This window comes from Shouchella lonarensis (assembly GCF_900096965.1).
GTDB lineage: Bacteria > Bacillota > Bacilli > Bacillales > Bacillaceae_D > Shouchella > Shouchella lonarensis.
This window is the reverse complement of the sequence record NZ_FMYM01000002.1, coordinates 87,674-100,281: the sequence shown is the minus strand read 5'-3', so window position 1 is coordinate 100,281 and position 12,608 is coordinate 87,674. Positions and strand designations below refer to the sequence as shown.

Below are 12,608 nucleotides of genomic sequence, written 5' to 3'. Positions count from 1 at the left end.
TTATCTTAATACCCTCTCTGATTTCCCCGCCATCTCTTTTGCCATCGCTTCAAAAAACTCGGCATTTGTTTTTGTTTCACGAATACGACGAATGAACTGCTCTACAAAATCAGCCGACTCATTCATTGTTCGACGAATCGTCCACAGCTGCTCAAGCTGCTCTTTAGTCATGAGTAGTTCTTCTTTTCTCGTACCAGAACGGCGGATATCAATTGCAGGGAAAATACGGCGCTCCGCGAGACGGCGGTCTAGATGTAACTCCATATTGCCAGTCCCTTTAAATTCTTCATAAATGACATCATCCATCCGTGAACCCGTGTCTACAAGTGCGGTCGCGAGCACAGTCAAACTCCCACCCTCTTCAATGTTACGTGCTGCGCCAAAAAAACGCTTCGGACGATGAAAAGCAGCAGGATCAATTCCGCCTGAAAGCGTTCGTCCACTTGGGGGAATGACTAAGTTGTACGCACGCGCAAGGCGCGTAATGGAGTCCATCAAAATAACGACGTCTTTTTTATGCTCGACCAAGCGCATCGCCCGGTCTAACACGAGTTCAGCCACTTTAATATGATTTTCTGGTACTTCATCAAATGTGGAGCTAACTACTTCTCCTTTGATAGAACGTTCCATGTCGGTCACTTCCTCGGGACGCTCGTCAATTAAAAGCACAATTAACTCTACGTGAGGATGGTTTTCCGCAATACTATTAGCGACTTCTTTCATGAGTGATGTCTTCCCTGCTTTTGGTGGCGCAACAATTAAACCGCGCTGGCCAAATCCGACAGGCGAAACCATATCAATTACACGCGAAGACACACGGCTTGGTTCAGTTTCTAACTCAATTTTTTGATCTGGGTACAAAGGTGTAAGTGCTGGAAAGTGGGGACGTTCTCGGGATGTTTCTGGAGACTCACCGTTGACGGCTTCTACTTGTAACAACCCATGGTAACGTTCATTCTCTTTTGGTGGGCGCACCTTGCCCGAAACCTTATCACCGCTGCGCAAGTCAAAGCGCCGAATTTGCGAAACGGAAATGTAAATATCTTCTGTGCTAGGTAAATAATTAATTGGCCGTAAAAAGCCAAACCCTTCACCCGGAATGATGTCGAGTACGCCTTCCATGAACAATAGCCCGTCTTGCTCTGCTTGTGCCTTTAACATCGCAAAAATCAGTTCTCTTTTCGTCAACTTGCTGTAATTTAAAACTTTGTATCGTTTTGCTTGCTCGTAAAGTTCCTTTAAGGTCATGTTTTCTAAGTCAGCAATTTTTATGCTCATTGCAGCACCACTCTTCTCTTTTTATATTTGTCGCATCGTCATGTTTTCTACTCAATATTAGTATACAATGAGTACACTGTTATTTCCAGTATGTAAAATAAATGGCAGATTCATAGAAGAGAAACGTCAAAAGACTGCTACTAGGACATCGGTTGGAAAAGAAGCTATAATTATTTTACCCATAGCAGCTCAAAATAATCAATCTAAAAAATGAGTGGGGCACGATTGCCCCACTATGATAGACCTACAAGTAGACTCATTCACTTTTGACATAAAATTTATGGACGGATCACTAACTGCGGTTTCTTTTTCATACTATGTGTCCCATCGACAAATCGGACTGTGCCAGATTTCGCTCGCATGACAATGGATTGTGTCATTGCTTTTGTTCCTTTATAACGTACACCTGTCAAGAGCTCGCCATCCGTAACGCCTGTTGCTGCGAAAATACAGTCATCACCACCAACCAAGTCCTCCATTCGAAATAACTTGTTAACATCAGCAATACCCATGTTGGCGCAACGTCTTATTTCTTCATCAGACTGTGGAAGTAACCTTCCTTGTAGTTCGCCACCTAAACACTTTAATCCTGCTGCAGCAATGACCCCTTCTGGCGCGCCACCTGATCCCATTAACAAATCCACGCCTGTATCGTCAAAAGCCGTATTCACCGCTGCAGCCACATCCCCATCTTGTAACAGCTTAATACGTGCACCTGCTTGACGCACATCATGAATTAATTTCTCATGACGCTCGCGATTCAAAATGACCACGACCAAGTCTTCTACATCTTTGTTTTTCGCTCGCGCAACCGCCTTTAAATTGTCAATGACAGGCGCATCAATGTCAACGTTGCCAACCGCTTCAGGTCCAATGGCAAGTTTATTCATATACATGTCAGGTGCATGAAGAAATTGTCCATGATCAGCCACCGCAAGCACTGCTAACGCATTCCATTGTCCTGAGGCAACGATATTTGTTCCTTCAAGCGGGTCAACTGCTACATCCACACGCGGTCCATAACCATTTCCTAGTTTTTCACCAATATAAAGCATTGGCGCCTCATCCATTTCTCCTTCGCCAATGACAACAGTCCCTTTCATTGGGATCGTGTCAAATACATCTCGCATCGCTTCTGTTGCAGCACGGTCCGCCTCTTCTTTATTATCTCGTCCCATCCAACGTCCACAAGCTAGTGCAGCTGCCTCAGTGACACGTACAAGCTCCATTGATAAACTGCGTTCCATTCATTTCCCCTACTCTCCAATTAAAGTATGATCATGATTCTGCCGCTCGTTCTCGTTCATCCTCTGTTAAACGCTCGCGCTGTACTCGCGCACCAATGCTTGTTAACTTTTCTACCAACTGCTCGTAACCACGATCGATATGCTCGACACCAACGACTTCAGTTACACCTTCAGCCATGAGTCCTGCCGTAACCAGTGCTGCCCCCGCACGTAAATCACTTGCTCGCACACTGGCCCCCTGTAATCTCGTCTTCCCATGCACAATTGCAGAGCGCCCTTCCACTTTAATGTTGGCGCCCATTCTCCGTAATTCGTCAACATGCTTGAATCGTGCATCATAAATCGTATCTGTTACAATGCTTGTGCCTTGTACACTCGTTAACAAACTTGTCAGCGGCTGCTGTAAGTCTGTTGGGAAACCAGGATACACCAACGTTTTCACATCGGCACCTTTTTTTAATCGTCGTCCACCACCAATTGTCACGCTATCATTATCAATATCTACTTCCGTTCCAACTTCACGCAATTTGGCGATAAGTGACTCTAAATGAAGTGGGATAATGTGATCAATAGACACGCGCTGTCCAATTGCCGCTGCCATAATCATATAAGTACCTGCCTCAATGCGATCAGGGATGATCGCATGTCTACAACCTGATAATGATGGGCGTCCATCAATTCGAATAACATTCGTCCCTGCACCTTTAATCCGTGCACCCATACTTGACAACAACATTGCCACATCTACAATCTCTGGCTCTTTTGCTGCATTTTCTATCACTGTTCTTCCTTCTGCGCGAACAGCCGCCAACATAATATTAATGGTCGCCCCCACACTGACAACATCTAAAAAGATCGTTGCCCCACGTAAGCGCTCTGCTCTTAAATAAATCGCACCTTGTTCATTCGTCACACGCGCACCTAGCGCCTCAAACCCTTTTATATGCTGGTCAATTGGACGCGGGCCTAAATGACATCCGCCAGGTAAGCCAATCACTGCTTTATGAAATTTCCCAAGCATGGCCCCCATCAAATAGTATGACGCACGTAGCTTTTTCACATGTCCGTTCGGAAGCGGCATCGCGATCATTTTAGTCGGGTCAATCGTCATCGTTCGTTCAGAACGAGTCACATCCCCACCAATTTCACGTAAAAGCTCAGCTAATGTGTCTACGTCTGAAATTGCCGGCAAATTGTCAATCGTCACTGGCCCATCTGCAAGTATCGCGGCTGGGATTAACGCAACCGCACTATTTTTCGCACCGCTAATATTCACACGCCCTTCAAGTGGGTAACCACCTTCAATTCGTAATTTGTACATCGCAGTCGCTCCTTTCACTGCAAAAAGGGGATACACCCTGCTTGTCGCTCGTTCGAAAGTTTATTTACCCCAGTCCGCTAAAAAACGTTCAATGCCTTGATCAGTTAAAGGGTGCTTTGTTAATTGCTTAATGACTTTTAGTGGAACAGTAGCGATATGAGCACCGCGCTTGGCTGCCTCATTCACATGAATCGGGTGGCGCACTGATGCAGCAATGATTTGTGTTGATAGCGCATGCTTTGTAAAAATCTCTGTGATATCTGAAACGAGCGCAAGGCCATCTTGACCAATATCATCCAATCGCCCTATAAACGGCGAAATATATGTTGCCCCTGCACGTGCGGCAAGAAGCGCTTGTGGCACAGAGAAAATTAATGTGACATTTGTTTGAATGCCACGTTCAGAAAATGCATGCACTGCCTTCAAACCTTCATTTGTCATCGGGACTTTAATCGTAATATTGTCTGCAATTTTAGCAAGCTCAAGCCCTTCTTGAATCATGCCCTCTGCATCTAATGCGATGACTTCTGCACTCACACTGCCGGGTACGAGCGCTGCGATCTCTCGAATACGTGTATGAAAGTCAACATTCTCTTTTGCTACGAGAGAGGGGTTCGTCGTCACACCAGCTAATATCCCTAGCTCATGCGCTTCTTTGATTTCATCTATGTTTGCTGTATCAATAAAAAATTTCATTTAAGACGCTCCTTCTAAAGCGGTTTCAATTATTTTTTCAGTTTATGCTATAAATGGTAATAAAAGCAGCTCACACAGGAACTGCTTTTATGGCGGATCGCCTCATACGACCAACGACTAAGCCTTTTGAGAAGAACCAAATTCACGCATCTTACCGATCACTGTTGCTTTAATCGCCTCTCGTGCTGGTCCAAGATACTTTCTCGGATCGTACATTTCCGCATCGGCATCTAGCGTTTCTCGCACTGCTTTCGCTGAAGAAATTTGGCTTTCTGTATTTACATTAATTTTTGCGTGTCCAAATGCAATCGCTTTTTGAACGTCTTTTGTTGGAATGCCTGTCCCACCATGAAGCACAAGGGGGATTCCTACGAGGGAATCAATTTTTTTCATATGATCAAAACCAAGATTCGGTTCACCTTTATATGGTCCATGAACAGAGCCCAGCGCGGGTGCAAAGCAGTCTACGCCTGTTGCTTCAACAAGTTCTTTACACTCTTCTGGCACTGCATAAGCTGCCTCTGCATCGTCAACAATGAGGTCATCTTCTTGTCCACCGATTCGACCAAGCTCTGCTTCAACAGATACACCTAACGTGTGAGCCACATCAACGACACGTTTTGTTAATGCAATATTCTTTTCAAGTGGGTAATGGGAACCATCAATCATAACAGATGTAAATCCAGCATACATCGCCTCGACACATTTTTCAAAACTAGAACCGTGGTCAAGGTGAATCGCTACCGGTACAGTCACGTGGTATTCATCCATTAAATTTTTAACCAATCCAACCACAGTTTTAAACCCACCCATATAACGCGCAGCACCTTCAGATACGCCAAGAATGACTGGCGATTTCTCCTCTTCTGCTGCTTGCAAAATCGCTTGAGTAAACTCAAGGTTATTTAAATTGAATTGTCCTACTGCATAACCCTCAGATTTTGCTTTGTTTAACATGTCTTTCATTGAAACTAAAGGCATAGACTTTCCTCCTTAAATTCGCATGCCGAGCAAATGCATGTCACAACTTCTTTTTACAAGATACCCTTGATCTCGCAAAGTTATGTGCTATACTTCCTTGTTCCGTACACATGCTCACATGCATTTTGGGCAAAGATGACGCACAAGCTCTTAAACTGAAAGCTTCGTTCATCTTGCTCGTCCATCGCCTCTATTATAGCATATTCTTTAAATAATTGACGTTAGAAAGTAACGGAAATATGTCGGAAAGCGCTTACCACCAATATTTTCTTACATCGTGATGTGTGTACGTACCATTTTCCTGACATCTTCAATATCAAACGGCTTTGAAAAGATATCTCTTGCTCCGTGTTGCAACGCCTCATTCACAATTCCTTGCTCGCTGTATGCCGTCATCATAACAACACAAATGGCAGGATCATGCTTTTTCATCTGCTTCAAAATTTCAATCCCATCCATTCCAGGAATTTTCATGTCCAATAAAACAATATCAATATGATGTTCAGATTGAATGCGTAACGCATCTTGACCATTTCCCGCCTCAAATGTTTCATATCCTTCGTGACTTAACACCTCTGTTAGCAACATCCGAATTCCTGCCTGATCATCAACGATCAATATTTTTTGCGCCACTGATCCATCCCCCATTTTTATTCAGACTCTTTCCTTAAAAGAAATTCGCGATTTTTTCTCTATTCCCTGCCTAACAAAGAAAAAAAGACGCCTATGCGCCTTTTTATTTGCCTTATTTAGGAGACACCATTTTTTGATTGTGTAAATGCTTTCTGTACAAACGACTTAAAAAGTGGTTGAGGACGCGTTGGACGCGAGATGAATTCTGGATGAAATTGCGCTGCGACAAAGAATGGATGCGCAGGTAGCTCAACAATCTCGACTAACCGTCCATCTGGACTGGTCCCTGAAAATACTAAACCCGCCTCTTCCATTTGTTTACGGTATACATTATTAAATTCATACCGGTGACGATGTCGCTCATACACCACTTCTTCACCATACGCTCCATGAGCCACTGTCCCAGTTGCCAACTTACATGGGTATAAGCCGAGACGTAATGTCCCGCCTAAATCTTCGACATCTTTTTGTTCTGGTAGTAAGTCAATAACCGGATGAGATGTCTCAGGGTTGAGTTCAGCTGAGTTTGCATCACGCAATTGTAATACGTGACGTGCAAACTCAACAGATGCTAACTGCATACCTAAACATATTCCGAGAAAAGGAATGTGATTTTCTCGCGCATAACGGATCGCAGAAATTTTGCCTTCCACACCACGATCGCCAAAACCACCTGGTACAATGATCCCATCAGCATGACGAAGCTTCTCTGCAACATTATCATCTGTCACTTGCTCTGCATACACCCAGTCAATTTCAATATCCGCATCAACGCTGTAACCGGCGTGACGAAGCGCCTCAGCAACCGACAAATACGCATCTTGCAACGCGACATATTTTCCAACGAGGGCGATGCGGACTTTATGCGTCAAATGTTGTACACGTTCAACGAGCGAACGCCACTCAGTCATGTCTGCTGGACCGACTTGCAAATGTAAATGATCACAAACAATTTGATCTAAGTTTTGCGCCTGCAAATTGAGCGGCACTTGATAAAGCGTATCCGCATCTCCTGCTTCAATGACTGCTTCTTTCCGAATATCGCAAAACAAAGCAATCTTGTCTTTCATTTCTTCTGGTACAGGTCGTTCTGTACGTACAACGATGACATTTGGTTGAATGCCTAACGAACGTAATTCTTTTACCGAGTGCTGTGTTGGCTTCGATTTCATTTCACCAGCAGCTTGCAAATAAGGAATCAATGTACAGTGCAAGTATAAGACGTTGTCCATGCCAACGTCACCCTTGATTTGGCGGATTGCTTCCAAAAACGGTAAACTTTCAATGTCACCAACGGTTCCACCGATTTCTGTAATGACAACATCAGCGCCTGTCTCACGCCCTGCCCGAAGCACACGTTCTTTAATCTCGTTGGTCACATGGGGGATGACCTGCACGGTGCCGCCTAAATAATCACCCCGACGCTCTTTCTTTAACACCGTTTGATATACCCGACCGGTCGTGACATTGCTATTTTGACTAAGGTTGATATCAATAAAACGCTCATAGTGCCCTAAATCTAAATCTGTTTCTGCACCATCATCCGTAACGAATACCTCTCCATGTTGGTAAGGACTCATTGTCCCAGGATCCACATTGATATACGGGTCAAACTTTTGAATCGTCACTTGTAGTCCACGATTTTTTAGTAATCTTCCTAAAGACGCTGCGGTAATCCCCTTTCCTAAAGAAGATACCACGCCTCCTGTTACGAAAATATATTTTGCCATCTTACCAACGCCTCCTCCAATACTTATCCTGCCCTATAACAAAAACAAAAAAACAAAAGCGGCACCTCTCCCACCATCGTTGGGGGCGCGCTTTTGTTTGTCCATCTCATTCTTTATTTCTTCCCGACAATAACGAGAAGCCCAAAACTGATTGTACCGGAGTTGCCCCACATTCGTCAAGCACGTTATGAAGAAAAATCGTCTTCGTCTTCTTCATCCTCCATCAAATGACGGCCTTTTTTCTCGTCTGCCAAATCATCCTCTTCTTCGTCTCCGTCTTCTACCTCTGCTAACTCATCGAGCTCATCTTCTAAATCTTCAAATGCGTCATCCTCTAGCTCATCATCGACGTCAAAGTGTTTCTCAGGATGCGCTGAAACCGTAATTTCTTCCTCTGATTGCTCATGCAAATACCACGCTTTTAAACCCCATTGATTGTCTCCTAATGTTAAAAAGCGTCCATCGATATTCATATCTGTGTATAAAAATGAAATGCGCGCCTTCTTTTCTTCCTCTGTAAATCCTTTTACTTTCGCTACTTCACTAAGCAAGTCATAGAAATAGTAAGGTTCGCGCTTATTTTCCATAATCAAATAGGCCGTCTCAACCATTGACAACTCCGCTAGTCGTTCTTTTGTTAACTCTTTTACCTTCGCCACACATATACACACCCTTTCATACAAATCTATGCATCACTGTCTCCTAGTGTAAGACAGCTAGTAAAAAATCATACGTCCCATTATAACCATATTTCACTTACGATGGCTAGCGTAAAAAACATTCTCACAGATTACCCTTTGAACACGCCTTTTTTTAGCGTCACTCGCCTCTTTTACTGCGATAAAGCAAGCATGCTATTTGCATATTTGTATAATCTTCCAGTGTGAATTGCTTCTGCAACGCCCAACGACGAAACGTCCACATCTGCCCTTGGACTAAAATATTATGCGCCAACAGTTTCGTTTCTTGTTCATTCAGAACGAGTACACCTTCTTTTACACAAGTTCTTACTAAAGACTCCATCATCTCAACCATTTCCTGCTCTTTCCTTAATACATAAGGAAGTGTCTCTTTCGGAAGTGATTTTGTTTCTTGATACATGACAAGTACCTCATCTTGCATTTCGTCTACTACCATGAAGTATGCGCGAATCGCCGACTCCAACTGCTCCAGACACGTCCCCGTTAAATCGACTTGGGTCCGAACTCGTTCTGTCACTTGGTCGTAAATCGCGTCACACACTAAGTATAGCACGTCTTCTTTTGTGCGAATATATTCATAGAGCGTGCCAATACTAAAGCCCGATTCTTTAGCAATTTCACGCGTCGTTGTGCGGTGAAATCCTTTTTCAATAAAAAGATGCACCGCCCCCTTAATCATTTGTGCCCGCCTCTTCTGAATCAGTTGTTGATCTTTGACCATCGACGGAACGCTTTTTTTTGTCATTGCGTCACCCTTTCTACATGCATAGAAGCACCGCTAGAAATGACCTTACCCATCTCTCGTCGCCTCCTCTTTATTTTTCACCTAAATGGCGCGCGATGACCATTCGTTGGATTTCACTCGTTCCTTCGTAAATCTCGCATACTTTCGCATCTCTAAAATAGCGCTCTACTGGATATTCTTTCATATAACCATAACCACCATACACTTGTACAGCCTCGGTTGCAACATGCATCGCTGTACGTGAAGCAAACAATTTCGCCATCGAAGCTTCTTTCGCACAAGGGCGTGCTTCTTGTTTCAAGCGTGCCGCTGCATACGTTAATTGCTTTGCTGCTTCTACCTCTGTCGCCATATCGGCTAACTTAAACGCCATCCCTTGGTGTGCAATGAGCGGCTCGCCAAATTGCTTGCGCTCCTGCGCATAACTTGTCGCTGCCTCAAGTGCTGCTTCAGCAATGCCAAGCGATTGTGCAGCAATACCAATTCTTCCTGCATTCAAGTTAGAAAGCGCAATTTTTAACCCTTGCCCTTCTTGCCCGAGCAGTTGGGTTTTGGGAATACGACAATTGTCAAAAATGATTTCTGTTGTCGTTGATCCACGCAACCCTAACTTTTGCTCTTTTTTACCGACAAGTAACCCTTCTACATCACCGTCAACAATGAAAGCAGAGATCCCTTTTGAACCCGCGCTCGGGTCAGTGACCGCAAAGACAATGTATGAGCCTGCTTCACCACCGTTTGTAATAAACACTTTTGATCCATTTAAAATATAATCTTCGCCTTCCTTCACTGCACGTGTTTGTAACGACTTTGCATCACTTCCTGCATTCGGCTCTGTCAAACAAAACGCACCAATCATCTTTCCAGTTGCCAACGCTGGCACATAACGCCTTTTTTGCTCTTCTGTTCCGTAAGCAAGGATTGGACCAATCCCGACAGATGTGTGCACACTCATAATGAGACCGAGCGCCGCACTTGCTTTAGAAATTTCGTGGACAGCAATAATATACGAGACAAAATCCATGCCTGCCCCCCCATAATTTTCAGGCACCGTGACACCCATTAACCCCAGCGCACCCATTTTTTCTAACACGGCACGTGGAAAAGTGTCATGTTCTTCCATATCTGCAACAGCAGGGGTAATCTCTTCTTGCGCAAAGTCTCGCACCATCTTTTGCATCATTTCCTGTTCTTCCATCAACAATACACTACTCATACACAAAAAACCCCCTACCTGTTTTTCTTCCGAACCAGCCCGCTTGCACATATTTCTTTAACAATGGACAAGGACGATATTTATCATCCCCAAAACCTTCATGGAGTACGTTCATAATTGCAAGGCATGTATCCAGTCCAATAAAATCTGCCAACGTGAGTGGGCCCATTGGGTGATTCATCCCAAGTTTCATCACTGTATCAATATCTTCAGCCGAAGCGACGCCTTCATATAACGTGAAGATCGCCTCATTAATCATTGGCATTAAAATGCGGTTAGACACAAACCCAGGAAAGTCCTCAACCGTCACCGGTACTTTCTCAAGTTTGTGTGCCAAATCATTGACAGCCAAAAAAACGTTATCGTCTGTCGCAAGTCCACGAATGATTTCAACAAGTTTCATCCGTGGCACTGGGTTCATAAAGTGCATCCCAATCACTCGTTCTGGGGACGTTGTCACACTCGCTAAATCTGTAATTGGTAAAGATGATGTGTTCGTCGCTAAGATGGTTTCATTTTTTACATACTGGTCGACTGCAATAAATATTTGTTTCTTTGTGTCCACATGCTCTGTGGCTGCTTCAATGACAATATCTGCTTTAGCAGCGGTGTCTAATGTGCCCACCGTCTCCAGACGCTCTAACGCTGCATCGATCTCTTCCTGAGACTGCACCCCTTTTTCTACAAGACGCCCAAGCCGCTTGGCAATACTTTCTTTACCTGTCTCTGCTTGCGCAACTGTTTGATCACATAAAAACACATGATATCCTTTCATCGCAAACACTTCAGCGATACCGCTCCCCATTTGTCCTGCGCCAATGACCATCACGTTTTTTATATTCATACATTTTCTCCCTTCACATGTAACAGCACGGCATCTCCTTGCCCACCACCGCTACAAATAGCAGCAATCCCGTAACCGCCACCAATGCGCTTTAACTCATACGCAAGTGTCAATAAAATACGCGCACCGCTCGCGCCAATTGGATGACCGTATGCAATGGCGCCACCGTTGACATTCACCTTTTCAGCGTCTAAATCCGCAAGTTGATTGCTTGCTAATGCGACTGCAGCAAACGCCTCATTAATTTCAAATCGCGCAATATCAGTCGTTTGAAGCTGTGAACGCTTAAGCAAACGGTTAATGACAAGCCCGGGGGTTTCTGGAAAGTCAGCTGGCTGCACCGCGATTTCTTCGTGCGCTTCAATCGTCGCTAGTACTTCTAAATCATGACTGACTGCCTTCTCCTCACTCATTAAAAGTAGTGCACAAGCACCATCATTCACACCAGGGGCATTGCCGGCGGTAATCGTACCGTCTTTCTCAAATACAGGTTTAAGCGCAGCAAGTGCCTCCGCTGTTGTCTGTGGACGCGGCGCCTCATCTACGTTCACTTCTATTGTGTGTCCCTTCCGGTCTGTGATCAATACAGGCGTAATTTCCTCAGATATGATACCGCTTTCAATTGCGCGTGCAGCCCGCTCTTGACTCCGAAGTGCCCATTTATCTTGCGCTGCACGTGAGATTGATCGTTTTGCAGCTGTGCGGCTACCGTAAATGCCCATATGCACCTGTTCAAACGCACATGTAAGCCCATCATAAACCATCCCATCAACCATGCGTGTATCTCCCATTCGTGCACCAAAGCGGGCTTGAGGCATGTAATAGGGCGCGTGCGTCATCGATTCCATTCCCCCAGCTAAGACAACTTGCGACCGACGTGAGCGAATCGCTTCATCCGCAAGTGTCACTGCACGCATGCCTGACGCACACACTTTATTAATCGTCTCTGTCCGCACATGCCACGGCAAACCTGCCTCATGTAATGCTTGGCGAGACGGGAGCTGCCCGACACCTGCTTGCAACACATTTCCCATCATGACATCATCAACTTGTTCAGGAGACCAACCGGCACGTTCTAGCGCACCTTTCAACGCAATTCCCCCTAATTGTGGCGCTGTTAATGTAGCAAGTGACCCACCCATTTTCGCAAATGGCGTTCTTGCACCACTTACAATGACTGTTTTCATCGTAAAACCCCTCTCTTGTTTTCTTGATG

At 44.7% G+C, this 12,608-nt stretch carries 12 protein-coding genes; all 12 read right to left on the bottom strand.

Annotation, left to right across the window (positions count from 1 at the left end):
• Window positions 1–1,278 carry a transcription termination factor Rho gene (gene rho / locus BLT29_RS02145; protein ID WP_090774679.1) on the bottom strand — a complete coding sequence of 426 codons (1,278 nt, stop codon included), beginning with the start codon at window positions 1,276–1,278 and terminating at the stop codon, window positions 1–3.
• Window positions 1,279–1,556: 278 nt separating this feature from the next.
• The gene (gene glpX, locus BLT29_RS02140) at window positions 1,557–2,525 is read right to left on the bottom strand and encodes a class II fructose-bisphosphatase (protein WP_090774678.1); all 969 of its coding nucleotides are present in this window, start codon (window positions 2,523–2,525) and stop codon (window positions 1,557–1,559) included.
• 31 nt (window positions 2,526–2,556) lie between these two features.
• Complete coding sequence (gene murA, locus BLT29_RS02135) at window positions 2,557–3,846, bottom strand: UDP-N-acetylglucosamine 1-carboxyvinyltransferase (protein WP_090774677.1); 1,290 nt, start codon at window positions 3,844–3,846, stop codon at window positions 2,557–2,559.
• 60 nt (window positions 3,847–3,906) lie between these two features.
• The gene (gene fsa, locus BLT29_RS02130) at window positions 3,907–4,542 is read right to left on the bottom strand and encodes a fructose-6-phosphate aldolase (RefSeq protein ID WP_090774676.1); all 636 of its coding nucleotides are present in this window, start codon (window positions 4,540–4,542) and stop codon (window positions 3,907–3,909) included.
• Between the two features lie 117 nt (window positions 4,543–4,659).
• Window positions 4,660–5,523 (bottom strand): class II fructose-1,6-bisphosphate aldolase, encoded by an 864-nt coding sequence (gene fba, locus BLT29_RS02125; RefSeq protein WP_090774675.1) that lies wholly within the window; start codon window positions 5,521–5,523, stop codon window positions 4,660–4,662.
• Window positions 5,524–5,793: 270 nt separating this feature from the next.
• Entirely contained in the window at window positions 5,794–6,156 is a 363-nt protein-coding gene (locus BLT29_RS02120; RefSeq protein WP_090774859.1) for a response regulator, read from the bottom strand.
• 116 nt (window positions 6,157–6,272) lie between these two features.
• Window positions 6,273–7,886, bottom strand: coding sequence for a CTP synthase (pyrG, locus tag BLT29_RS02115; protein WP_090774674.1), 1,614 nt, complete (start codon window positions 7,884–7,886; stop codon window positions 6,273–6,275).
• Window positions 7,887–8,071: 185 nt separating this feature from the next.
• Window positions 8,072–8,545, bottom strand: coding sequence for a DNA-directed RNA polymerase subunit delta (gene rpoE, locus BLT29_RS02110; protein WP_090774673.1), 474 nt, complete (start codon window positions 8,543–8,545; stop codon window positions 8,072–8,074).
• Between the two features lie 160 nt (window positions 8,546–8,705).
• Window positions 8,706–9,332 (bottom strand): TetR/AcrR family transcriptional regulator, encoded by a 627-nt coding sequence (locus BLT29_RS02105; RefSeq protein WP_090774672.1) that lies wholly within the window; start codon window positions 9,330–9,332, stop codon window positions 8,706–8,708.
• Window positions 9,333–9,402: 70 nt separating this feature from the next.
• Entirely contained in the window at window positions 9,403–10,548 is a 1,146-nt protein-coding gene (locus BLT29_RS02100) for an acyl-CoA dehydrogenase (protein ID WP_090774671.1), read from the bottom strand.
• On the bottom strand, window positions 10,541–11,392 hold the full coding sequence (locus BLT29_RS02095) for a 3-hydroxybutyryl-CoA dehydrogenase (protein ID WP_090774670.1): 852 nt from the start codon (window positions 11,390–11,392) through the stop codon (window positions 10,541–10,543). The genes BLT29_RS02100 and BLT29_RS02095 overlap by 8 nt, the downstream gene beginning before the upstream one ends.
• Window positions 11,389–12,579 (bottom strand): acetyl-CoA C-acetyltransferase, encoded by a 1,191-nt coding sequence (locus tag BLT29_RS02090; RefSeq protein ID WP_090774669.1) that lies wholly within the window; start codon window positions 12,577–12,579, stop codon window positions 11,389–11,391. The genes BLT29_RS02095 and BLT29_RS02090 overlap by 4 nt, the downstream gene beginning before the upstream one ends.
• Window positions 12,580–12,608: the final 29 nt, after the last annotated feature.